20 protein-coding genes are annotated in these 24,239 nt (G+C 58.8%); 17 read left to right on the top strand and 3 right to left on the bottom strand.

Annotation, left to right across the window (positions count from 1 at the left end; genetic code table 11):
- The first annotated feature begins 41 nt into the window (after positions 1–41).
- The 11 genes from rpsP (at position 42) to AC0IXS_RS21315 (ending at position 12,913) form a co-directional block, all read left to right on the top strand.
- Entirely contained in the window at positions 42–299 is a 258-nt protein-coding gene (rpsP, locus tag AC0IXS_RS21265; RefSeq protein WP_024685933.1) for a 30S ribosomal protein S16, read from the top strand.
- A 5-nt stretch (positions 300–304) separates the two neighbouring features.
- Entirely contained in the window at positions 305–844 is a 540-nt protein-coding gene (gene rimM, locus AC0IXS_RS21270; RefSeq protein WP_004878870.1) for a ribosome maturation factor RimM, read from the top strand.
- Between the two features lie 5 nt (positions 845–849).
- Complete coding sequence (trmD, locus tag AC0IXS_RS21275; protein ID WP_471825611.1) at positions 850–1,602, top strand: tRNA (guanosine(37)-N1)-methyltransferase TrmD; 753 nt, start codon at positions 850–852, stop codon at positions 1,600–1,602.
- Positions 1,603–1,646: 44 nt separating this feature from the next.
- Positions 1,647–1,997, top strand: a complete 351-nt coding sequence (gene rplS, locus AC0IXS_RS21280) for a 50S ribosomal protein L19 (protein WP_004878874.1) — start codon at positions 1,647–1,649, stop codon at positions 1,995–1,997.
- 101 nt (positions 1,998–2,098) lie between these two features.
- A complete protein-coding gene (gene xerD / locus AC0IXS_RS21285) occupies positions 2,099–2,995 on the top strand; it encodes a site-specific tyrosine recombinase XerD (RefSeq protein WP_122435783.1) in 897 nt (298 codons plus the stop codon).
- 149 nt (positions 2,996–3,144) lie between these two features.
- Entirely contained in the window at positions 3,145–3,876 is a 732-nt protein-coding gene (locus AC0IXS_RS21290; RefSeq protein ID WP_122667656.1) for a hypothetical protein, read from the top strand.
- Positions 3,877–4,121: 245 nt separating this feature from the next.
- A complete protein-coding gene (dsbC, locus tag AC0IXS_RS21295) occupies positions 4,122–4,862 on the top strand; it encodes a bifunctional protein-disulfide isomerase/oxidoreductase DsbC (RefSeq protein WP_057409032.1) in 741 nt (246 codons plus the stop codon).
- A 133-nt stretch (positions 4,863–4,995) separates the two neighbouring features.
- Positions 4,996–6,300 (top strand): homoserine dehydrogenase, encoded by a 1,305-nt coding sequence (locus AC0IXS_RS21300; RefSeq protein ID WP_004878879.1) that lies wholly within the window; start codon positions 4,996–4,998, stop codon positions 6,298–6,300.
- Between the two features lie 50 nt (positions 6,301–6,350).
- Positions 6,351–7,760, top strand: a complete 1,410-nt coding sequence (gene thrC, locus AC0IXS_RS21305; RefSeq protein WP_025995102.1) for a threonine synthase — start codon at positions 6,351–6,353, stop codon at positions 7,758–7,760.
- 177 nt (positions 7,761–7,937) lie between these two features.
- The gene (locus AC0IXS_RS21310) at positions 7,938–11,522 is read left to right on the top strand and encodes a transporter substrate-binding domain-containing protein (RefSeq protein WP_057409099.1); all 3,585 of its coding nucleotides are present in this window, start codon (positions 7,938–7,940) and stop codon (positions 11,520–11,522) included.
- 122 nt (positions 11,523–11,644) lie between these two features.
- On the top strand, positions 11,645–12,913 hold the full coding sequence (locus AC0IXS_RS21315; protein WP_161987267.1) for an EAL domain-containing response regulator: 1,269 nt from the start codon (positions 11,645–11,647) through the stop codon (positions 12,911–12,913).
- Here AC0IXS_RS21315 and AC0IXS_RS21320 read toward each other — a convergent pair.
- Positions 12,882–13,544 carry a response regulator gene (locus AC0IXS_RS21320; RefSeq protein ID WP_057409029.1) on the bottom strand — a complete coding sequence of 221 codons (663 nt, stop codon included), beginning with the start codon at positions 13,542–13,544 and terminating at the stop codon, positions 12,882–12,884. The genes AC0IXS_RS21315 and AC0IXS_RS21320 overlap by 32 nt on opposite strands.
- 334 nt (positions 13,545–13,878) lie before the next feature.
- Here AC0IXS_RS21320 and AC0IXS_RS21325 point away from each other — a divergent pair, with 334 nt between their 5' ends.
- A complete protein-coding gene (locus tag AC0IXS_RS21325; RefSeq protein ID WP_057409028.1) occupies positions 13,879–14,175 on the top strand; it encodes a DUF3509 domain-containing protein in 297 nt (98 codons plus the stop codon).
- A 111-nt stretch (positions 14,176–14,286) separates the two neighbouring features.
- Here AC0IXS_RS21325 and AC0IXS_RS21330 read toward each other — a convergent pair whose 3' ends face one another.
- On the bottom strand, positions 14,287–15,165 hold the full coding sequence (locus AC0IXS_RS21330; RefSeq protein WP_057409027.1) for a TIGR02285 family protein: 879 nt from the start codon (positions 15,163–15,165) through the stop codon (positions 14,287–14,289).
- Positions 15,166–15,383: 218 nt separating this feature from the next.
- On the opposite strand from AC0IXS_RS21330, the gene AC0IXS_RS21335 reads away from it, so the two are divergent.
- The 3 genes from AC0IXS_RS21335 to AC0IXS_RS21345 all read left to right on the top strand — a co-directional run bounded on the left by AC0IXS_RS21335 (position 15,384) and on the right by AC0IXS_RS21345 (position 18,911).
- A complete protein-coding gene (locus AC0IXS_RS21335; protein ID WP_057409026.1) occupies positions 15,384–15,926 on the top strand; it encodes a YaeQ family protein in 543 nt (180 codons plus the stop codon).
- A gap of 51 nt (positions 15,927–15,977) precedes the next feature.
- A complete protein-coding gene (gene recJ / locus AC0IXS_RS21340) occupies positions 15,978–17,693 on the top strand; it encodes a single-stranded-DNA-specific exonuclease RecJ (protein WP_471825615.1) in 1,716 nt (571 codons plus the stop codon).
- Positions 17,694–17,804: 111 nt separating this feature from the next.
- Entirely contained in the window at positions 17,805–18,911 is a 1,107-nt protein-coding gene (locus AC0IXS_RS21345) for an NADH:flavin oxidoreductase/NADH oxidase (RefSeq protein ID WP_057409024.1), read from the top strand.
- Positions 18,912–19,116: 205 nt separating this feature from the next.
- On the opposite strand, the gene AC0IXS_RS21350 is transcribed toward AC0IXS_RS21345, so the two are convergent.
- Positions 19,117–21,213 (bottom strand): response regulator, encoded by a 2,097-nt coding sequence (locus tag AC0IXS_RS21350; protein ID WP_471825618.1) that lies wholly within the window; start codon positions 21,211–21,213, stop codon positions 19,117–19,119.
- A gap of 295 nt (positions 21,214–21,508) precedes the next feature.
- Here AC0IXS_RS21350 and AC0IXS_RS21355 point away from each other — a divergent pair, with 295 nt between their 5' ends.
- Together AC0IXS_RS21355 and AC0IXS_RS21360 are read left to right on the top strand one after the other, a co-directional pair.
- Entirely contained in the window at positions 21,509–22,261 is a 753-nt protein-coding gene (locus AC0IXS_RS21355) for a tellurite resistance TerB family protein (RefSeq protein WP_057409098.1), read from the top strand.
- Positions 22,262–22,612: 351 nt separating this feature from the next.
- Positions 22,613–24,235, top strand: a complete 1,623-nt coding sequence (locus AC0IXS_RS21360) for a methyl-accepting chemotaxis protein (RefSeq protein WP_057409022.1) — start codon at positions 22,613–22,615, stop codon at positions 24,233–24,235.
- Positions 24,236–24,239 lie beyond the last annotated feature (4 nt).

Here is a 24,239-nt window from a genome sequence, read left to right on the forward strand (position 1 = left end):
GCATCTTAGATTTGCAGCACCGACTACAGGAACGATGTTCAATGCTAACCATCCGTCTTGCCCTTGGCGGCTCCAAAAAGCGCCCGTTTTACCACTTGACCGTAACCGACAGCCGCAACGCTCGTGACGGTTCCCACAAGGAACAGGTTGGTTTCTTCAACCCGGTTGCCCGTGGTCAGGAAATCCGTTTGTCCGTTAACGAAGAACGCGTCAACTACTGGTTGAGCGTGGGTGCACAAACTTCCGAGCGCGTTGCACAGCTGCTCAAAGAGCACAACAAGGCAAAGGCCGCGGCCTGAGTCTTATGAACGCGACGCCTGCACCTGCCGACGATCTGATCGTCATTGGCAAGATTTACTCAGTTCATGGCGTTCGCGGCGAAGTGAAGGTTTTTTCCTTTACTGATCCGATTGGAAACCTGTTGGACTACAAAACCTGGACGCTTCGGCGCGAAGGCAGCGTTGAGAAGCAGGTTGAGCTGGTCAGCGGACGCTTGCAGAGCAAGTTTCTGGTCGCAAAGCTCAAAGGTCTCGATGATCGTGAAGAAGCCCGTCTTCTCTCCGGTTACGAAATCTGCGTGCCGCGTAACCTGTTCCCTGATCTGGACGATGGCGAGTACTACTGGTACCAGCTTGAAGGCCTCAAGGTCATTGACCAACTCGGGCAACTGCTCGGGAAAATCGATCACCTGCTCGAAACCGGTTCGAACGATGTAATGGTTGTAAAGCCCTGCGCGGGCAGCCTGGATGATCGTGAACGCCTGTTGCCCTATACGGAGCAATGCGTGTTGGCAGTCGACCTGGGTGCTGGCGAGATGAAGGTGGATTGGGATGCGGACTTCTGAGTGCCATGGCTAGCCTACGCATAGAAGTCATCAGTCTGTTTCCCGAGATGTTTTTCGCCATCAGCGAATACGGCATTACCAGCCGTGCGGTGAAACAGGGGCTGTTGCAGCTTACCTGTTGGAATCCGCGGGATTACACCACTGATCGCCATCACACTGTGGATGATCGCCCATTTGGCGGTGGTCCGGGCATGGTGATGAAGATCAAGCCCCTTGAAGATGCTCTGGTTCAGGCCAGGCAAGCGGCGGGGGATGCGGCGAAGGTGATCTACCTGTCGCCACAAGGCCGCAAGCTGGATCAGTCTGCGGTACGCGAACTGGCGCAAGAGGACGCGATTATCCTCATCGCCGGTCGTTATGAAGGCATTGACGAGCGCTTTATTGAGGCTCATGTCGATGAAGAGTGGTCGATTGGTGACTATGTTCTTTCCGGTGGCGAGCTGCCGGCGATGGTCCTGATTGACGCGGTTACGCGGCTGCTGCCTGGAGCTTTAGGGCATGTGGACTCCGCGGAGGAAGATTCCTTCACGGACGGTCTGCTGGATTGCCCGCATTACACCCGACCTGAGGTGTATGCGGATCAGCGTGTTCCCGACGTGTTGCTAAGTGGCAATCACGCGCACATCCGGCGTTGGCGTTTACAGCAGTCCCTTGGGCGGACCTATGAACGACGCGCTGATCTTCTGGAAAGCCGCTCGCTTTCTGGAGAAGAGAAGAAGCTGCTGGCGGAATACATCCGCGAGCGGGACGATAGTTAACGTATCGATGGTCGATCCAGACGGATTACCTTAGGAGCACCAGCATGACTAACAAAATCATTCTTGCCCTCGAAGCAGAGCAGATGACCAAAGAGATCCCTACCTTTGCCCCGGGCGACACCGTTGTCGTTCAGGTGAAAGTGAAGGAAGGCGACCGCGCTCGTCTGCAGGCCTTTGAAGGCGTTGTAATTGCCAAGCGTAACCGTGGCGTGAACAGTGCTTTCACTGTTCGTAAAATCTCCAACGGTGTTGGCGTTGAGCGTACTTTCCAGACCTACAGCCCGCAAATCGACAGCATGGCTGTGAAACGTCGCGGTGACGTTCGCAAGGCCAAACTGTACTACCTGCGTGACCTGTCCGGTAAAGCAGCTCGCATCAAGGAAAAACTGTCCTGATACAGTTTTTCGATGCATGAAAAAAGCAGCCTTCGGGCTGCTTTTTTATTGTCTGGTGTTTAATGATGCATCTTCGTCCTGCTGCTTAAGCCCGAGTACCCATGCCTGCCATCGACCACCCGCTGATTGACCAGTTTCTCGACGCCCTCTGGTTGGAGAAGGGCCTGTCTGACAACACCCGAGACGCCTATCGTAGCGATCTGGCCCTGTTTCACGGCTGGCTGCAGGAACGCAACGTGGACCTGGCCACTGCCGGGCGCGAGGCTATTCTCGATCATCTGGCCTGGCGGGTGGATCAGTCCTACAAGCCGCGCTCGACCGCGCGTTTTCTGTCGGGTGCGCGGGGTTTCTATCGTTACCTGCTGCGCGAAAAACTGATCGCTGTGGATCCCACCCTGCAGGTCGACATGCCGCAACTGGGCAAGCCGCTGCCCAAGTCGTTGTCCGAAGCTGACGTCGAGGCGCTGCTGACGGCGCCCGACCTGAGTGAGCCCATTGGCGAGCGGGACCGGGCAATGCTGGAGGTGCTTTATGCCTGCGGTCTGCGCGTGACCGAGCTGATCAGTCTGACGCTGGAGCAGGTCAATCTCCGTCAGGGCGTGCTGCGGGTGATGGGCAAGGGCAGCAAGGAACGTCTGGTACCGATGGGCGAGGAAGCCATTGTCTGGGTCGAACGGTACATGCGCGGTGCCCGCGACGAACTCTTGAACGGTCGTCCCAGTGATGTGCTGTTCCCCAGCCAGCGCGGCGAACAGATGACCCGCCAGACTTTCTGGCATCGGATCAAGCATCAGGCCATGGTCGCGGGCATCGATAAATCCCTGTCCCCGCACACGCTGCGCCATGCGTTTGCCACGCACCTGCTCAACCACGGCGCCGATCTTCGCGTTGTGCAAATGTTGCTGGGTCACAGCGACCTGTCCACGACGCAAATCTACACTCATGTGGCACGTGCAAGGCTTCAGGATCTGCATGCCAGGCACCATCCGCGGGGGTAGTCGGAGTGCAACCAACTCTGGCCCGCATTTAGTGTGCTGTCGGGTTAGATCATTATGGTCAATCGATCTTTGTTTATGAGGGTGGGGCAGCTGTTTGGCAACTATTCTGAAGATTAGGGCGATGATGCCCGCTATCAAGGAAGATTGTCATGTCCAGTGAAAATTGTGAAGGCTCGTTTCTGGCTCGTCTCGAGCTTGTCGATGGAACCCAATTAGGTTTTTTCAAGATTGTTGAGGCAGGTGAGAATCGCCGCCTTGAATCACATGATTACCTTTGTGCCAATTCGGTGCTTAAAAAATCACTCCATGTTCACTTTCAGCCAAACAGTGAAGGTGCATATATTTTGTCTTGTAGACCGGCCCCCCTTGAGCATAAAGAGGTTGGTCAGGTTTCGTACGATTCTTTTTCAGACCAAGAGTATCCAAGAGAAGTCTTGAGCGCGGGAGGTAGCGTTCAGGGATATACCATTTGGGAAGAGGATGTTGCTCAGCCAGAGCTTTTGGCGGCCCCCAAGTTAGTTTGTTATGATGAGAAAGATGTTTCACCTTTGGCTAATTTGAAAGCCGGAACCGTTTATTTGGCGGTGAATGAGGATGGTTGGGTTCATAGAACAAGGAACGGAGGGTTGGCTTATTTGGCCACGATAGTCATGGAAGGCAATAGCGTTTTTTCGATTGGTCACGAAGGGCCTCAGCATGTCTATCTGAAGTCGTGGAGAAGCAAGAAAAATATGCAAACCTACAAGCTCGAAAAATTTCCTGCTGAAGTTTCTTTGCCTGATATATGGTTTGCCTGGATGACGGATTGTGATGGTGACGATGCGTTGCTCAAGTTGACAATACTTGAACGTTACGAGGCGGATGGCTCTGTCTTGGGATAGGTCATGTCAAGATTTATAGGTGCACTACTACTGAGTAAACATAACCACGATAGATGCTCTTCGTAGGTAAGCTCTCCACTCCTTTGACCGGAAAAATCGATAAGTCGCCATGGAAACTGTCTGCTTTGATGACAGCCAGTCGGCCTCGCGGGCCTTATGTGATAGGCTTTGCCGGTTTCGCAGAACCAGGCCGACCTGCTACGTTTGCGCAGTGGTCGGCCTGTCCGCCGTCGATAGGAGTATTCATGCGCTTGCCCCAGATTTTTGCTGCCGCCGTTGTTGCGCTGGCTGGTACGTTCAGCACGTTTGTCTTGGCCGATGCCGCTCCTGAGCAGGCCATTCGCAGGACCCTCGATACGCTCAAACTGGAACTTCCGGTGAAAAGCATCGCACCCAGCCCGCTCAATGGCCTCTACGAGGTCAAGCTCAAGGGTGGCCGCGTGCTGTATGCCAGCGCCGACGGGCAATTCGTGGTTCAGGGTTACCTGTTTCAGGTCCAGAACGGCAAGCCGGTCAACCTGACCGAGAAGACCGAGCGTCTGGCCATTTCCAAGACCATCAATGCCATTCCGGCCGCCGAGATGGTGGTTTACCCGGCCGTGGGTGAAACCAAATCGCACATCACCGTGTTCACCGATACCACGTGCCCCTATTGCCACAAGCTTCATGAAGAAGTCGGCGAGCTGAACAAGATGGGCGTTGAAGTGCGTTATCTCGCCTTCCCGCGTCAGGGTCTGGGTTCTCCGGGTGACGAGCAGTTGCAGGCCGTCTGGTGCTCCAAGGACCGCAAGGGCGCCATGGACCGTATGGTCGACGGCAAGGACATCAAGGCTGCCAAGTGCGACAACCCGGTCACCAAACAGTACGAGCTGGGTCAGTCCATCGGTGTGAATGGCACGCCGGCGATCGTTCTGGCCGATGGTCAGGTCATCCCGGGCTATCAGCCTGCAGCCCAGGTCGCCAAGCTGGCGCTGGGTGCCAAGTAATACCTGGCGCAGCTTTGGCGCTGCGTCGTGATACAACGGCCTTGCCGCCGTCTCGCTAAATTGTAGTCGCGTGGCGATACGCGACTGTTTTCACAGCCGATTCAGGATCGGCTGTTTTTCGGGGAGTTCATCAGTGAAACCGGTCAAAGTAGGCATATGTGGGCTGGGTACTGTCGGTGGCGGTACTTTCAACGTACTCAAACGTAACGCCGAGGAGATTGCCCGCCGAGCCGGGCGTGGAATCGAAGTTGCGCAAATTGCGGTTCGTACACCAAACCCCAACTGCCAGATTACCGGTACGCCTACCACCAGCGATGTGTTCGCTGTTGCCAGCAACCCTGAAATCGACATCATCATCGAGCTGATTGGTGGCTACACGGTCGCCCGCGAGCTGGTGCTCAAGGCCATCGAAAACGGCAAACACGTGGTCACCGCCAACAAGGCGCTGATTGCCGTTCATGGCAACGAGATCTTCGCCAAGGCGCGCGAGAAGGGCGTCATCGTTGCGTTCGAAGCGGCGGTCGCCGGCGGCATCCCGGTCATCAAGGCAATTCGTGAGGGCCTCTCGGCAAACCGTATCAACTGGGTGGCCGGTATCATCAACGGCACGGGCAACTTCATCCTCACCGAAATGCGCGAGAAGGGCCGCACCTTCCCGGACGTCCTGGCTGAAGCGCAGGCGCTGGGCTATGCCGAAGCGGACCCGACGTTCGACGTCGAGGGTATCGACGCTGCTCACAAGCTGACCATCCTGGCATCCATCGCATTCGGTATCCCGCTGCAGTTCGACAAGGCCTACACCGAAGGCATCACCAAGCTGACCACCGCCGACGTGAATTACGCCGAAGCGCTGGGCTATCGCATCAAGCATCTGGGTGTAGCGCGCAGCACTGCGCAAGGCATCGAGTTGCGCGTGCATCCGACCCTGATCCCCGCCGACCGTCTGATCGCCAACGTCAACGGCGTGATGAATGCTGTAATGGTCAACGGTGACGCATCCGGTTCGACGCTGTTCTACGGTGCCGGTGCAGGCATGGAGCCGACCGCCTCCTCGGTCATCGCCGACCTGGTGGATGTCGTGCGCGCCATGACCTCTGATCCGGAAAACCGCGTACCGCATCTGGCCTTCCAGCCCGATTCGCTGTCGGCTCATCCGATCCTGCCGATCGAGGCCTGTGAAAGCGCCTATTACCTGCGTATCCAGGCCAAGGATCATCCGGGCGTTCTGGCTCAGGTGGCGAGCATCCTGTCCGAGCGTGGCATCAATATAGAGTCGATCATGCAGAAGGAAGTCGAAGAGCATGACGGTCTGGTACCGATGATTCTGCTGACGCACCGTGTGATCGAGCAGCGTATCAACGACGCCATTGAAGCGCTGGAAGCCCTGCAGGACGTAGTGGGCCCGGTGGTTCGCATCCGTGTTGAACATCTGAATTAATCAAGGCGGCGAGCCTGCGGGCTCGACGCTCAGACCAAAGGTTTGATCCCATGCGCTATATCAGTACTCGCGGCCAAGCGCCTGCGCTGAATTTCGAAGATGTGCTGCTGGCCGGACTGGCCACCGATGGCGGCCTGTATGTGCCGGAAAACCTGCCGCGCTTCACCCAGGAAGAGATCGCGTCCTGGGCAGGTCTGCCTTACCACGAGCTGGCTTTCCGGGTGATGCGGCCGTTCGTGACCGGCAGCATTCCGGACGCGGACTTCAAGCAGATTCTCGAAGAAACCTACGGCGTGTTCTCCCACAGCGCCATTGCACCGTTGCGTCAGTTGAACGGTAACGAATGGGTTCTGGAACTGTTCCACGGCCCGACGCTGGCGTTCAAGGATTTCGCCCTGCAGCTGCTCGGTCGTCTGCTGGATTACGTGCTGGCCAAGCGTGGCGAGCGCGTCGTCATCATGGGGGCCACGTCCGGTGATACCGGCTCGGCTGCCATTGAAGGCTGCCGTCGCTGTGACAACGTCGATATCTTCATCCTGCACCCGAACAATCGTGTGTCGGACGTTCAGCGTCGCCAGATGACCACCATTTTCGGTGACAACATCCACAACATCGCCGTGGAAGGCAACTTCGACGACTGCCAGGAAATGGTCAAGGCCAGCTTCGCCGATCAGAGCTTTCTGAAAGGTACTCGTCTGGTCGCGGTCAACTCGATCAACTGGGCGCGGATCATGGCCCAGATCGTTTACTACTTCCACGCCTCGCTGCAATTGGGCGGCCCTGCGCGCTCGGTGTCGTTCTCGGTACCGACCGGCAACTTCGGCGACATCTTCGCCGGTTATCTGGCCCGCAACATGGGCCTGCCGATCAATCAACTGATCGTGGCCACCAACCGCAACGACATCCTGCACCGCTTCATGAGCGGCAACCAGTACGTCAAGGAAACCCTGCACGCCACGCTGTCGCCGTCGATGGACATCATGGTGTCGTCCAACTTCGAACGCCTGCTCTTCGACATGCACGGTCGCAACGGCCTGGCCATTGCCGAGCTGATGAGCAACTTCAGGCAGGGTGGCGGTTTCAGCGTCGAAGAAGAGCGCTGGACCGAGACCCGCAAGCTGTTCGATTCTCTGGCAGTGAGTGACGAAGAGACCTGCGAAACCATCGCCGATGTGTTTGCAAAGACCGGCGAACTGCTGGACCCGCATACTGCAATCGGTGTCAGGGCGGCACGCGAATGCCGCCGCAGCCTGGACACGCCTATGGTGATTCTGGGCACGGCGCATCCGGTCAAGTTCCCCGAGGCAGTCGAGAAGGCGGGCGTAGGAAAAGCACTTGAGCTACCTGCACATATGTCTGATCTTTTCGAGCGTGACGAACGCTGCACGGTTCTGCCCAATGACCTGAAAGCCATACAGGCTTTCGTCAGCCAGCATGGCAACCGCGGAAAACCGCTCTGACGGAATCGTTGTGTAACAACTTTAGGCCCGCCCACCAGCGGGCCTTCTCGTTTCTACGTGCCAAACTTCCAGGGGTTTTCAGTTCATACAGATGAGTTGGTCGTTGTGAAGCAAGCAAGTATGCAAGGTGTTGTCAGGGGGACAGTCAAAGTAACGGGTGATCGCGTCTGGCATGCGATGGCTTTTCTGCTGATTCTTGTTTTTGCTCAAGCGGTGGACGCGGCGCAAAGCCTGCCGTTTACCCTGACCGCCCCCTTTCTGGCTTCTCCCGACCTTCCGCTGGAAGCCTCGGACCGGAAGTGGCTGGATCAGCGCAAGGTGCTTCGCGTCGGTATCGCCATTGCCGACTACGAACCCATCGATATCACCAGTGACCGCAATCGCTATCAGGGCATCAGTGCCGACTACCTGGGGCTGGTCGGCGATCAGCTCAACATATCCATGCAAGTCACCGGATTCGCCCAGCGCGAGGAAGCCATCGACGCACTGCGCAATGGCAGCATCGACATACTGACCAGCGCCAATGGGTTCGAACGGGGTGTGAAGGAGCTGGCGTTTTCCACCGAATACATGCCGGATCGCTCGATCGTGGTCGGCCGCGGTAACGACCTCAGTCCTTCGCTCAGTCTTGCAGGCAAGAAAGTGGTTTTGCTCGACGGCTATGCGGATTCGGATGTCGTGCATCGCGCCTATCCGGAGAGCGAGATCATCATCGCTCCCAATCTCTACAGCGCGCTCGAGGCCTTGAGTCAGGGCGAGGCGGACGTCTTCATCGGTAATGAGGTCATCGTTCGTTCCTACATCGCGCTGCGGCCTTATCTGGGCTTGCAAATCAAGTTCGAAAGCGCACTGCCACCCGTGGGGTTCGCATTCGCGGTGCGTGCACAGGAACAACGATTGTTGGGCCTGATCGACCGTGCGCTGGCCAGCATCGATCCCGCTGTCTGTCGCGAAGTCACCGGACGCTGGACGGTGGGGCTGGGCGCAGATCTGGCAGGGCAACGCATCAGTCTGACGGGGGCAGAGCGGCGCTGGATCGTCAAGCATCCCAGCGTCACGGTATCCACCACCCAACATCCGCCCTATATCTACAAGGACCGGAATGGACAGTGGGTGGGCCTCAATATCGATGTACTGGCGCGCATATCACGCATGACCGGTCTGCAGTTCATTCACCGCGAAGTGCCTTCCACGCAGCAGAGCATAGACGCCTTGCGCACCGGCATGGCCGACATGAACACCACGCTTGCGGAAAACCCGGAGCGTCGGCGGTTTCTGGATTTCACCTATTCCTTCGGCGGCAACAGCTGGGTTTTCGTCGTGCGCTCCGACAGTTCTTCCAATGTCTCGCTGGCAAGCCTGGAAGGGCGGGTACTTGCCTTGCCCGCCCGGCATGCCCTTGAAGATCAGATACGGCGCGAGTATCCACAGATTCAGCTAAAGCTTGCCAACACCTATGATCAGGCGCGGTCGATGGTGGAAAGCGGTGTTGCCGATGCAACCATTCAGAACGAGGCAGGCGCCTATCTGTTTCCGTCCGGCGAGCTGAAGGTCGCCCGCAGCGTTGACGGAAAATGGTCGCCGGACCGGTTTTCAGTGGTCAAGTCGCAACCCGAGTTGCTGGGCATTCTCAACAAGGCGCTGGAAGAGTTCCCAGTCGCCGAACTGCGCTCCATCAGAGTGAAGTGGCTGGGCTCGACCTTACCCCAGCCTTCGCTCTGGAACCGCATACCGCAATGGGTCATATGGGCGGTGATGCTGGCGCTGTTGACCGGTCTGGTATCGCTGCTCTGGAGCAGCAGGCTGAAGGCGCAGATTCGTCAGCGTCTGCGGGTGGAAAGGCAATTGAGTGACCAGTTGGCCTTCAAGCGCGCATTGCTCGATGGCATTCCCAACCCGATCTATGTGCGCGATCTCAAAGGTCGGCTGATTTCCTGTAACCGCAGTTACGAAGAAAGCTTCGGCGTCAGTTTCGAGCAACTGAATGGCCGACGACTGACCGATGTCGATCTGATACCTCGCTCGGTGGCCGAGCAGATGCACGCCGATTACGTGAAACTGCTGGAGGATCATCAGCCGATTTTTGCCGATCGCACCATGGAGCTTTACGGCAAGCGTGTGGATGCCTGGCAATGGACGGTGCCTTTCTTCGGCGCGGACGGCCAGTTACAGGGGTTGCTGGGTGGCTGGATCGATATAACCGAGCGCAAGCGGCTGGAGCAGCAGCTGGAAGAAGCGCTGCGCCAGGCGGATCAGGCGAACGCGGCCAAAAGCGAATTTCTGGCTACCATGAGTCATGAAATTCGCACCCCGATGGGCGCAATCATCGGTCTGCTGGAGCTTGAGTGCGCGCAGGCGCTGCGTCTTGGGCATCAGCCTTCCCAGGCCATTCGGGTGGCGCATCGCTCGGCTCAGGAGCTTGTGGCGCTGGTGGGCGACAGTCTGGATCTGGCCCGCATCGAAGCCGGGGGCATGAAGTTGTCCCTTGAAGTCACATCCTTGCAGACCTTCTTCGAGGGCGTTGTTCATCTGTTCGCCGCTCAGGCCGAAGCGAAAGGGCTGGCGCTTCGTCTTGAGCTCGACGAGCGAGTGAAAGGCGATTACTGGCTGGACCCGTTGAGGCTGCGTCAGGTCCTGCACAATCTGGTGGGTAACGCGTTGAAGTTCACCGGCCAGGGCGCCGTGGTGATTACTGTACAGACACTTGAGGCACAGCCCGCCGACGGCGCCACGGAGTCGCGTATCCGTATCGGTGTCGAGGACAGCGGCCCTGGTATCGAGCCGGAGCGTCAGCAACAGGTATTTCAGCCTTTCATTCAGGCCAGCGAGGACACGGCCGCCCGGTACGGCGGTACCGGGCTCGGGCTGAGTATCTCCCGCCAACTGGTGGAACTGATGGGCGGTGATATCAGCTTGCACAGTGAGCCGGGTAACGGGACGCGGATTGCCATCGACGTTTCGTTCGCCAGAGTTCAGCACGCCGTCGCACCGGATGGAGAATCCGTCGCGACGCCTGCAGACCAGCGCAGTCTGCATTTGCTGGTGGTCGATGACCTGTCCGCCAATCGTATGGTGCTGACCCGTCAGCTCGAGTTTCTCGGCCATCAGGTGGTGCCTGTCGACGGCGGCGAAACTGCGCTGAACGTGTGGCGTGAAGGCGAATTCGATGCCGTTATCACCGATTGCAATATGCCAGGCATCAGTGGCTATGCCCTGACAGAAGCCATCAGGCGTATCGAGGTGCAGGAGCGGCGCCAGCGGTGCCCCGTCATCGGTTGCACGGCCAATGCGCTGAGTGATGAAAATCTGCGCTGTGAAGCGTCGGGCATGGACGGCCTGCTGATAAAGCCCTTGTCGCTGGAGCGTCTGGCCCATGAACTGGCAGAGCTGGTCCGAGAGCCGACCTTCGATCTTCAGACCTTGCAGCGCATGACCCAGGCCAATCAACAACAGATGCAGCGTCTGCTGGCCGAACTCTGGAAAAACCTTCTGCATGAACACTCGGCGCTGGAAGCCGCCGTGCATTCGCGGGACTGGCCGACACTTGGAGCATCGCTGCACCGCCTCAAGGGCGCTGCCAGCCTGATCGATGCCATGCCGTTGGCCAGGGCGTGCATGGCGTTGGATGACGCCACCCGGCGCGAGGCCGACACCGATACGCTTGAACGCTGGCCGGCACTGGAGATGGCCATCGGCAGCCTGCGCATGGACATCGAAGAGCATCTGGTGGAACTGCCCGAAATATCGCCTCAGCCTGGATGAACACACTGCTCATGGTGCACCGGGGTCGGGGGTGGCGTTTTAAGACTTGTCCTATGGGGATCGCTTTCTCGAGCCTCTAGAGTACGGCCTCTCTGGGCCCGATGGCTTTTTCCCCGATAGGCATGATTGTGTTTTCACTCAAGGTTCTGGTTCTCGAAGACCACCCCTTTCAATTGATGGCGTTGCACCAGATGCTCAACGCCAATCAGATTTTCGATGTGCGAACCGCTGAAAGTGTCGAAGCGGCCCGTGAATCCCTGAACAGCCGTGGTCCTGTCGATATCGCCATCTGTGATTTGCAGATGGAAGGTCCGGATGGCCTGGAGCTGATTCGTTATCTGGCTGCCGAGAACATGGCCAATGCCCTGATCATCCTGAGCAGTACGGCCACCTCGATACTTGAAGGCGTAGCCCGTCTTGCCGTTGCTCAGGGCCTGGAAGTGCTGGGTTGCCTGTCCAAACCTGCATCCGCCGCAGCCTTGAGCGAGTTGTTCAAGGCTTATCAGCCACCTGCGCTCAAGGTCGAAGAATCAGCTCCTGAGCGGCATGCGGCCTGCGTGCTGAATGCTCTGCAGTTGTTCGGCGACGCCATGGAGCCTGCAGCGTGCGCCACGCAATGGGTCGCTCACTTTCAGCCAAAGGTCAGTCTCGACGGTGATGTTCTGGGTGCCGAGGCGCTGGTGCGCTGGCAGCACCCAGTGTACGGCCTGCTGACACCGGGCCGGTTCATGGAGGTCATCGAGGCCGAAGGACTGATCGAGCCGTTGACCTGGCGTGTGCTGGATCAGGCGCTGGCGTTTTCGGCGCAGATGAACCGTGAGCAGGGGCGGGCACTACCGGTATCGGTGAATATTGCACCGCAGATACTCCAGCAGATGGATTTCGCTGAACAGATCATGCAGGCGCTTGCGCGTCATGAGTTGCCGGCCAGTGTGCTGACGCTGGAAATCCTTGAGCAGGACGCGCAACAGCCACAGAACTGGCAATTGGAAGAGCTGTTAAGGCTTTGCATGCAGGGCTGCAAATTGTCTATCGACGACTTCGGTATGGGGGCCTCGAACATTGATCGTCTGCTGCAGTTGCCTTTCAGCGAACTGAAGATTCCCACCGATTTCGTGCGGGGCTTGAGCGACGACCCTCGCAAGGCTGCCGTCGTTGCCGGTGCGATGGTCATGGCTCAGCGCTTGTCCATGAACGTGGTGGTGGAGGGCGTCGAAACCCTGGATGATTTTCACAGCGTGTTGGCGCTCGGCACACTGGCCATTCAAGGCTATTTCATTGCCCGGCCGATGGCCCCGGTGGATCTGGCACGATGGCTGTTCGAGCGCAGCGCGGTTTCCCACGCACATGCCCCCGTGCTTACGACAGACCATGTTCCTGCAGATACATGAACAACGCTGCGTCATTCGCCACACCCAGCTTGCGCATGGCGCTTACTTTCTGAGCGCTGACGGTCTGCTTGCTGCGGTTGAGCTGAGTCGCGATCCGGCCCACCGCATGGCCGGCCGACAGCAGGCGCAGTACTTCCAGTTCTCTGGGCGACAACTGTTCGAGCGCCAGCGGTGAATCAGGCCCCAACTGCTGAGCGTCCTGCAGCACCCTGCGCACCGAATCGGCCAGAAAGACTCGTCCACGGCGGACGCTCTCGATGGCGGCAGGCAGCTCTCCGGCCACACTGGCTTTGCTCAACAGGCCCTGAACGTCGAGATCCAGCATCGCCTGAAACAGTCCGGCATTGCTCAGGGTTGTCACCACTACTACGGGCAAGTCCGGAAAGTCCCGCTTGATGCGTTGCAGCAGACGCAGGCCGTCGTTCTGTTGCTCGACCGGCATCATGAAATCTGTCACTAGCACATCACAGTCATGTTCGTTGAGCGCTGCCAGCAGTTCGTCGGGATTGCTCGCCTGCGCAACCACCGCTGCGGCGTTGTTTTGCTCAAGCACGACGCGTAGTCCGATCAGAAAAATGGGGTGGTCATCAGCCAGGATGATACGCAAGGGGTGACCGGTGGATGCGCTCAAGGCACGGCTCCGTCAGAGGGGGGCTAATGGTATTTCATCTGAGTCGGTTGTTTATCAAAGGTGCGCCAGAGAGAGGTAGTTTGTAGGCGATGGCGCTTATCTTTGCTGAAAATTCCTACAGAGCGAATAACAATTTGCATTGTAAGCAGGCGACAGCCACCCGGTAGACGTCGAGGGAGGCCTGTCGAACCCCGGTTTTTTCCCTGTCACATTCAGCAGGCATGCTCGAATTCAGAGAACGTCGCCGACAGTGCAACGCAGAAAAGAACTTTCTGCCGTCGCCGACGGTCATTGATTGGCACCTTTGCATTCAAACAGTTGAGTGGTGGTTCATATGGAAAATATCAGCTTACTGCTAAGCGAAGCGCTGGCTCCCTACAAGGCCAGCATCGGCCCGGCCGGCGCACGTGGCGAACGTCTTGTGACGTTGAGAGACGCATCGGGTGCCTGTGTGATCGAGCGCGTGTTCACTGCCGATCAATTGGGTGACAAACGTCAACTGACGGATGTGGTCGACGGGCTTCATCGTGACTTGATGGTTGCCGAAGGCAGGATCGAGCCCTGCGTCATTGCTGCCATGCGCAACGCAGCGATGAGCCGTACGTTTGTCGGTGCTCCGACATTCGCCTGATGACAATGAAGACCAAGGGACGCTCGCCGCTCCCTTGATCAGCGTCTGACGAAGCATCTTCTGATTGCCCCGTGCAGTGTGACTCTGCCCGGGGTTTGTCTTTTCTGCGAATCAGTTTTTGTCGAAGATGGCCTTTACGTCGCGCAGGTAATCGCCACGCTGTTCGGGGGCCAGCCACTGTGCATAAAGTCCCATCAGGCTGCTTTCGCGCAGAGTGCGCATTTCCCGGTTGATGAGTTGCATGGCCTGCCTGCCCTCGGGCGTATTGCTGCAACCGATGTAGGCCAGTTGGTACACGGGATTTTCGACGATAGGCAAAAAAGTCAGCTCTTGTGGACTGATCCCCTGCTGCAGCGCCTGGTAGCGCGCTTCGAACCAGAAACCGAGCAGGCCCTGCAGGCGTCCGGCCCGCGCCATCTGCAACAGGCTCCCGACCGCGTCGCTGCCATAGTGCAGGCTCAGGGTCTGTTCATGGCTTTCTTCAAGCGTCTTGTCGATAACGCCTCCGTAACTGCGCTCGGCAACTGCACCGAGCTTGATGGTATTGCTGGCCATTAGAGCCTCGAGGTCGACTTTGCCTTGCGAGACGAAAGGCTCGATCTTCACCATGTCTTCCTTGAACACGACAAGTCCGCTGCTGTACAGCACGAAGGCCGGAATGGAGAACACAATGGTTCTGGCGCGCTCGGGTGTCCAGAGCATGGTCGGATCGCAGCTCAGAGTCGTGCCGTCGTTGAGCGTTTGCATGGCTCGGGCTCTGTTGACATGCATCACCACGTGATCGTATTCGGGCATCCCGGCGGTCAGCAGGGGCATGAGTTGATCGATGGCGCCCTGGCCCTGCATGGTCCCCGAAAAGATCGTCGAGGGCGGCAAGTCGCGCAACAGCCAGGTCAATGTTTCCCGCGCCTGGCTAGTGCCGGGTACGGCAAGCCACAACAGCGTCAGCAGCAGGCGAATCATTACGCAGTACGAGGCACGAAGAATCATTCGTCTGTCTCATCCTCGAAAATGTCATAGGCCAAGTGTGTCAAGTAACAGGCTTTTGAGTCGCTCCGGGCCGCTGGCGTCACATATCAGGGTGGTTCTGCGTTTATGAGGCTATCTGATTTTCGCTGTCCGGCAAGCCGATCCACGTACCGATTCGTTTGCGGGGCCCTGCATCGGTTAGACTTGTCGTCTTTCCTCCAGACTCTAGAAGCCCGTTCATGGCCCAGCCGTCCACGACCTACAAATTCGAACTGAACCTGACCGACCTCGACCGGGGCGTTTACGAAAGCGTCAAGCAGACCATCGCCCGTCACCCCTCGGAAACCGAAGAGCGCATGACCGTGCGCCTGCTGGCCTATGCCTTCTGGTACAACGAGCAGCTTGCCTTCGGTCGCGGTCTGTCTGATGTAGACGAACCGGCGCTGTGGGAAAAAAGCCTGGATGACCGTGTTCTGCACTGGATCGAAGTCGGCCAGCCCGATGCCGACCGCCTGACCTGGTGTTCGCGTCGTACCGAGCGCACCAGTCTGCTGGCCTACGGCAGTCTGCGGGTCTGGGAAGGCAAGGTCATTCCGGCGATCAAGAACCTGAAGAACGTGAACATCGCTGCCGTTCCGCAGGAAATCCTCGAAGTGCTGGCCAAAGACATGCCGCGCGTCATCAAGTGGGACGTGATGATCAGTGAAGGCACTGTGTTCGTTACTGATGACCGTGGCCAGCACGAAGTCCAGCTGCAGTGGCTCGCTGGCGAGCGCGGCTGATACCGCACTGTTTACCCTGTACCGACACATCAAGAGAATCAGCTGACCCGCATGCGCATCGAACCTCGTCTGTTGCCCGACACCCTGCCTTTCCTTGGCGATCTGCCTCCGTTGCTCACCCGCCTGTACGCGGCGAGGGGGGTGGCGAGTGAGGCCGAACTGGACAAGAGCCTGGCGCGACTGATTCCGTACCAACAGCTCAAGGGCATCGATGCCGCCGTCGACTTGCTCGTGACCGCGCTGGAGGAACGTCAGCGCATGCTGATCGTCGGCGACTTCGATGCCGACGGTGCAACGGCCAGTACCGTCGGTGTGCTGGGGCTGCGCCTGCTGGGAGCCGAGCATGTCGACTATCTGGTGCCGAACCGTTTCGAGTACGGCTACGGCCTGACGCCGGAAATCGTCGAGGTCGCACTGCAGCGCAAGCCGCAGTTGCTGATCACCGTCGACAATGGCATCTCCAGCGTCGAGGGCGTGGCAGCCGCCAAGGCAGCCGGTTTGCAGGTGCTGGTCACCGATCACCACTTGCCGGGTCACGAGCTTCCGGCAGCCGACGCCATCGTCAATCCCAATCAACCCGGCTGTATGTTCCCCAGCAAATCACTGGCGGGCGTCGGCGTGATCTTTTACGTGTTGATGGCGTTGCGCGCGCGCCTGCGTGACAGCGGCTGGTTCGAACGCAATCAGCGCGCCCAGCCCAATCTGGGCGAACTGCTGGATCTGGTGGCGCTGGGCAGCGTGGCGGACGTTGTGCCGCTGGACGCCAACAACCGCATTCTGGTGCATCAGGGTCTGATGCGCATACGCGCCGGTCGCGCACGACCTGGCTTGCGCGCGATTCTGGAAGTGGCACGTCGCGAGCCGTCACGTATTACCTCCACCGACCTGGGGTTTATCCTCGGTCCGCGCCTGAACGCGGCGGGGCGTCTGGATGACATGAGCCTGGGCATCGAATGCCTGCTCTGTGACGACCCGACGCTGGCGCGTGAAATGGCTGTGCAACTGGATGAACTGAATCAGGACCGCAAATCCATCGAGCAGGGCATGCAGCGTGAAGCACTGGCCCAGCTCAAGGACCTGCCGGTCGAATCCATGCCGTTCGGCCTGTGCCTGTTCGAGCCGGACTGGCACCAGGGCGTGATCGGCATTCTGGCATCGCGCATGAAAGAGCGTTATCACCGTCCGACCATCGCGTTTGCCAGCGCCGGGGAGGGCGTGCTCAAAGGCTCTGCCCGCTCGGTGCCGGGATTTCATATTCGTGACGCGCTGGACGCAGTGGCAGCGGCTCATCCGCACCTGATCAGCAAGTTCGGCGGGCACGCCATGGCAGCGGGTCTGTCCTTGCCCGAAGAGCACTTTCCGGCGTTCGCCGAGGCGTTCGATCAGGAAGTACGGCGCCAGCTTGATGAGCAGGACCTGACCGGACGCTTGCTATCGGACGGCTCGCTGGCGGTCGAAGAGTTTCATCTGGAACTGGCTCGCGCGCTGCGTAATGCAGGGCCCTGGGGGCAGCATTTCCCTGAGCCGCTGTTTCATGGCGTGTTCCAGTTGGTGGAACAACGCGTGGTCGGTGAGCGGCATTTGAAGATGGTGCTCAAGACAGAGTGCGGCAGCGTCAAGCTGGACGGTATTGCTTTCAGCGTGGATCGCGACATCTGGCCCAACCCCAACATTCGCTGGGTCGAGCTTGCTTACAAACTGGACCTGAACGAGTTTCGTGGCAACGAAACCGTCCAACTGATGGTGGTGCACATCGCGCCACGTTGAGAATAAGCAGGAACCCCTCAGACTCATGGGTTGTCGACTAGGCTCTGTCCCCTGAAAGCTGCTCGCTGAACACGAGCCGGGACACCCGAATTTTCACTATGAGAGGTTGCCATGAGCCTGCTGCTTGAGCCCTATACCCTGCGCCAATTGACGCTGCGTAATCGTATTGCTGTGTCGCCCATGTGCCAGTACTCCAGTGTCGATGGTTTGGCCAATGACTGGCATCTGGTGCACCTGGGCAGCCGTGCCGTCGGTGGCGCGGGACTGGTGATCACTGAAGCCATGGCGGTGACGCCGGATGGTCGCATTACCCCGGAAGACCTTGGCCTGTGGAACGACGAGCAGATTGAGCCGTTGCAGCGCATCACGCGTTTCATCACTGCGCAGGGCGCCGTTGCAGGTGTCCAGTTGGCACATGCCGGACGCAAGGCGAGCACCTGGCGTCCGTGGTTGGGTAAACACGGCAGCATCCCCGAGAGCGAAGGCGGCTGGACCCCGGTGGGTCCGTCGGCGATTGCCTTCGACCCGCAACACACCGCTCCGGTGAAACTGAGCGACATCCAGATTCAGGAAGTGATCCAGGCATTCGTGGACGCGGCCCGCCGTTCGTTGACGGCAGGTTTCAAAGTCGTCGAAATCCACGCGGCGCATGGTTACCTGTTGCATCAGTTCCTCTCTCCGCTGAGCAATCAGCGCACGGATGAGTACGGTGGTTCGTTTGAAAACCGCATTCGTCTGACCCTGCAAGTGACCGAAGCGGTCCGCGCGATCTGGCCGGAAGAGTTGCCGCTGTTCGTGCGCGTTTCGGCGACCGACTGGGTAGAGGATGGCTGGAACCCTGACGAGACCGTTGAATTGGCACGTCGCCTCAAGGCGCTGGGCGCAGACCTCATTGATGTGTCCTCGGGCGGCACCGCTGCCAAGGCGGAAATCCCGGTCGGCCCTGGCTACCAGACCCGTTTCGCTGAGCGCGTGCGCAAGGAATCCGGCATCGCGACCGGCACAGTCGGCATGATCACCGAGCCTGCGCAGGCAGAGCACATCCTGCGTACCGGTCAGGCCGACATCATCCTGCTGGCCCGGGAGCTGCTGCGTGATCCGTACTGGCCGCTGCATGCCGATGACGATCTCGGCGGACGACTGGCCACCTGGCCCGCGCAATACCAGCGCGCGACACATCGCGACCAGCCGATTCATGAGTCCGATCTGCGGGACTGACGGTTTGGCAGAGGGTTTGGTAGGGAAGCCAGGGAGAGGTGGCAAGCCACCTCTTATCAAACAACACGTAATCTGCTGACTGAACACGTTTTTGTGGGAGGCGGCTTGCCGGCGATGCAGCCGACGCGGTATGTCAGGGAAATCGAGTCATCCTTCATCGTCGGCAAGCCGCCTCCCACGGTCCTGAGTCTTCTAAGCGCAAGCGCTACAACCGCTCATTCGCGCTGTCCAGCAACTCGGTCACCCGTCCGGTCAGTGCTGCGATGGAGAAGGGCTTGGGCAGCACGTACATGCCGGGCTCCAGCGTGTCGTGTGCGAGCGCGGCGTTTTCCGCGTAGCCGGTCACGAAGAGTATTTTCAGATCGGGGCGCACCGCTCTGGCCGCGTCTGCAACCTGACGGCCGTTCATGCCGCCGGGCAGGCCGACATCGGTCACGAGCAGATCGATTGCCGCCTTCGATTGCAGAATTTCCAGCGCCGCCGAACCTCGGTCGGCCTGCAGCACCAGATACCCCAGATCCTCCAGCACTTCGGTGATCAAAAGACGTACCGTTGGCTCGTCATCGACGACCATCACGGTTTCGCCGCCAGCGTTCTGCGAAGGCACCGGTATAGCGCAGTCATGCAGGACGGGTTCGGCCTGACCTTCGAACATCGGCAGGAGAATACTGAGTTTCGCGCCTTTCCCTGTCTCCGAAAAAATGCTTACACCTCCGCCGGATTGCCGGGCAAAGCCGTAAATCATCGACAGTCCGAGGCCTGTACCCATACCGATGGGTTTGGTGGTGAAAAACGGATCGAATGCCCGTCCCATCACTTCCTTGGTCATTCCTGTGCCCGTGTCGCTGACCGTCAGTTCCACATAGCGACCCGCCGTCAGCTCATGTTTCGCTGCCGTCGGACTGTCCAGATAGCGATTGCCGGTCTCGATCAGCAGCTGGCCACCGTCAGGCATGGCGTCCTTGGCATTGATGCACAGGTTCAGCAGTGAGTTTTCCAGTTGATGCGGGTCAACCATGGTCGACCACAACCCCTGTGTGGGGCGCACTTGCATGTCGATGGCAGGCCCCACGGTACGTCTGATGAGTTCATCCATGCCTGCGATCAACTGGTCGACATCGGTTGCCTTTGGATCAAGCGTCTGGCGGCGTGAAAAGGCCAGCAATCGATGCGTCAGCGAGGCCGCGCGCCTTGAACCTTCCAGTGCCGAGCCGATGTAACGGTCCAGTTCTGCGAAACGCCCTTGCTTCACCCTCGATTGAAGCAACTCCATGTTGCCGCTGACGCCCATCAGCAGGTTGTTGAAGTCATGCGCGAGGCCACCGGTGAGCTGTCCGACCGCCTCCATCTTCTGTGACTGACGCAGTGCTTCTTCAGTAATGCGCAGTGCTTCGATGCGCTGCTTCTCATTGGTCAGGTGCTTGCCCAGCGCGAAGATGACGCCGTTGCTCGGCGCGGCCGTCCAGCCGAACCAGTGATACGTGCCATCGACATGTTTATAACGGTTTTCAAACAGCGGCAGGACCTGACTGATGGTGTGCGTCAGGGCATTTTGCGTGCTTGCGACATCGTCCGGGTGAAGCAGGTCCATGATTGAGGTGCCGATCAGTTCACGTTCGGTACGGCCGAGCAGGGCGGTCCAGGCCGGATTGACCCTCAGGAAAATGCCGTTGAAATCGAGCATGGCCAGCGGATCGGGCGAGATCTTCCAGAAGGTGTCCAGCTCCAGCGTGCGCTGCTCAAGCTTGGCGGTCTGCTGCTTTTCGTGTTCGATCAACTCTTCGATCAGTTCGTGACGTTTGCTCTCGCTGGCCTGAAGCGCTCGTTGATCCAGCACATGCTGTGTGGTCTCGTTGGTGGTGCAGAACATTCCGACGGTGACGCCGTGCTCATCAATCAATGGCGAGAATGAGAACGACCACCAGGTCTGCTCGATTTCACCGAAGCGCGCCATGGTCAGCGGCATGTCCTGCCATCGACCAGCCTGGCCGTTCAACGCCTGCTCGACCAATGGCAGCACCTGATCCCAGACATCCGCCCACAGCTCGTGCATCAGAGCGCCGATGGCCCGCTCCTTTCGCGGTCCGAGAATCGGCGCATAAGCATCGTTGTGGAAGAAGATCAGTTCCGGGCCCCACAGCAGGTACATGGATTCCGGGCTGTTGAGGATCAGGTTGAGGGCATTCTTCAACGCCACAGGCCATTGGTCCGCAGGACCGAGCGAGGTCTGGTCCCAGTCTTTGGTCCTGATTGTCTGGGCTGCTTCGCTGCTGCCTGCAGGGAAGCCGACTCGTGATATCACTTCAGCAAGCTCCCGATGGACGGCTGGACAGTAAAGGAAGAGTGATGAGCGTCGATTGCATCGACGTCCGATCCAGATAAGTGGCTCGCATTGTCCTCTTTTTTGGCATCCACATGAATCGACCATTTCGATTCTCAAGGGTTGCGTCTTTTCTGATGCAGGGTGGACTCGATCTGGATGGGGCCCGGTCTGCGGCCAGTCGCAACATCTGGAAGCACACCTGTCACAGGCGTTTTGTCACTTCTGTTTAACCTGCTGGTCAATGATTCATCTGACAATCCTGTGGAGGTTCCCTGTGAATACGCGTGGCTTACTCGATCAGTTGCTCAAATCTGGTCAGAACATGTTGCAGGACAAGGTCAACGGCAAGTCCAGGTCCGGCAAGCCGTCTTCAGGGAGTGATTCTTTGATGGACGGACTGGGCAGCCTTCTCGGCGGTAATAAAAGCGGCGGCCAGAGCAGCCAGGGCGGTTTGGGCGGCCTGTTGTCCGGTGCGGGCGGTGGCGCGCTGGCGGCCGGTGCAATGAGCCTGCTCAGGGGCAAAGGCTCTCGAGGCATGGGCGGCAAGGCGCTGAAATACGGCGGTCTGGCGGCGTTGGGTGTGCTGGCCTACAAGGCTTACAACAACTGGCAGGCCAGTCAGGGCATGACCGGCCAGCGCGAGCCGCAGACCATCGACCGCCTGCCGGACTCGGAAGCCGAGTTGCACAGTCAGGCGATCCTGCGAGCGCTGGTGGCGGCTGCCAAGGCCGATGGCCATGTGGACGAGCGTGAACGCGAGCTGATCGAAGGCGAGTTCAGCAAGCTGAGCACCGATCAGACCTTGCAAAGCTGGCTGCATGCCGAGTTGAACAAGCCATTGGACCCGGCCGAAGTCGCGCGGGCAGCGACCACGCCGGAAATGGCCGCAGAAATGTACATCGCCAGTGTGATGCTGGTGGATCAGGAACACTTCATGGAACGTGCCTATCTGGATGAACTGGCCCGCGCGTTGAAGCTGGACCCAGGGCTCAAGGCCGAACTGGAAGGGCAGGTCAGGGACGCGTAATAAATCGTCGCCAGCGTATGTTTTCCCGGGCCGGGTTTCAGTTAACGAACCCGCCCGGTTCAATACATGCCCCGCCTCCCACAGACCGCTGTTTGCTGCGCGACAGCGCTACGTCGAAGACGTGGTGAGGTATACATTCAGTCAGAAACTTTTGTTTTCAGCCCCGTTTTGCCGAGTCTCCTACCCGTGTTCAACCCATGAATACGGGCATATACCTGCTGACCGTCATTTCATTTTCATATCACCCGCTAATGGCTGAAACGCTGGGCTATACTCACGCGGCTTGGACCGTCTGTCGGTCCGCTTCTTGAACACGGCCGGATGCCGTCGTTGAACTCCTGAGGGCTGACTGTGAAGAACTGGACGTTGCGCCAACGCATTCTGGCGAGTTTTGCCGTCATTATCGCGATCATGCTGCTGATGGTCGTTGTGTCTTACTCGCGCTTGTTGTCGATCGAGTCCAGCGAAGAACAGGTGCGCCTCGACGCGTTGCCGGGTGTCTACTACAGCACCCTGGTGCGCAGCGCCTGGGGCGAGAGCTATATCCGCACGCTCGAGTTGATCGGCGAAGGTCAGGGTCGTGCCTTGACCAAGCAGGAAAAGGATCAGTTCCAGGGTTTCGATGACACATTGCAGACCCAGATGGACGGCTACAAGAAGTCCATCTTCGATGACAGCGACAGGGCCAGCTTCGCCGTCTTTGAAAAGCGCCGCGAAACCTATTCCCGGCTGCTCGCCGACGTGCATGCCAAGTTCGAGCGCGGCGACTACGCGGGCGCTCGTTCGGAGTTCTACGGTGAGGCCAATCCGGTCTGGACGGATGGTCGCAAACAACTCAATGAACTGATCGTGGCCAACAAACAGTTGGCGGATCGCGCAACCGACAACATCGTCAATGCCGTGCTGAGTGCCAAGATCAGCATGGTCTTTTCGCTGTTTATTGCCGTCATGGCCGCCGCTGCATGCGGGCTGCTGTTGATGCGTTCGATCATTGCGCCGATGCAACTCATTGTCCGGATTCTCGAAACCATGCGCACGGGCGACCTGAGTTCGCGTCTGAATCTGGCGCGCAAGGACGAGTTCAACGTGGTCGAAACCGGCTTCAACGACATGATGGCCGACCTGACCGCTCTGGTTTCTCAGGCTCAGCGCTCGTCGGTACAGGTCACCACCTCGGTCACTGAAATTGCCGCCACGTCGCGTCAGCAGCAGGCCACCGCCACGGAAACTGCTGCAACCACCACCGAGATCGGCGCGACGTCGCGTGAAATCGCTGCGACGTCCCGTGATCTGGTGCGCACCATGACCGAGGTCACCTCGGCGGCCGATCAGGCTTCGATTCTGGCTGGCTCCGGCCAGCAGGGCCTGGCACGCATGGAAGACACCATGCATCAGGTCATGGGCGCGGCCAATCTGGTCAACGCCAAGCTGGCGATCCTCAACGAGAAGGCCGGCAACATCAATCAGGTGGTGGTGACCATCGTCAAGGTGGCCGATCAGACCAACCTGCTGTCGCTCAATGCGGCCATCGAAGCCGAGAAGGCGGGTGAATACGGTCGTGGTTTTGCCGTGGTCGCCACCGAAGTGCGTCGTCTGGCCGATCAGACGGCTGTAGCCACTTACGACATCGAGCAGATGGTGCGGGAAATCCAGTCTGCGGTGTCTGCGGGTGTCATGGGCATGGACAAGTTCTCCGAGGAAGTGCGACGCGGCATGTACGAAGTCACGCAGGTCGGAGAGCAGTTGTCGCAGATCATTCATCAGGTCCAAGCACTGGCCCCGCGCGTGCTCATGGTCAACGAAGGCATGCAGGCTCAGGCCACGGGCGCCGAACAGATCAATCAGGCGCTGGTGCAGTTGGCCGATGCCAGCAGCCAGACGGTTGAGTCATTGCGTCAAGCCAGTTTCGCCATCGACGAGTTGAGTCAGGTGGCGGTCGGGCTGCGCAGTGGCGTATCGCGATTCAAGGTCTGAGCAC

This window comes from Pseudomonas sp. AC016 (assembly GCF_979253365.1).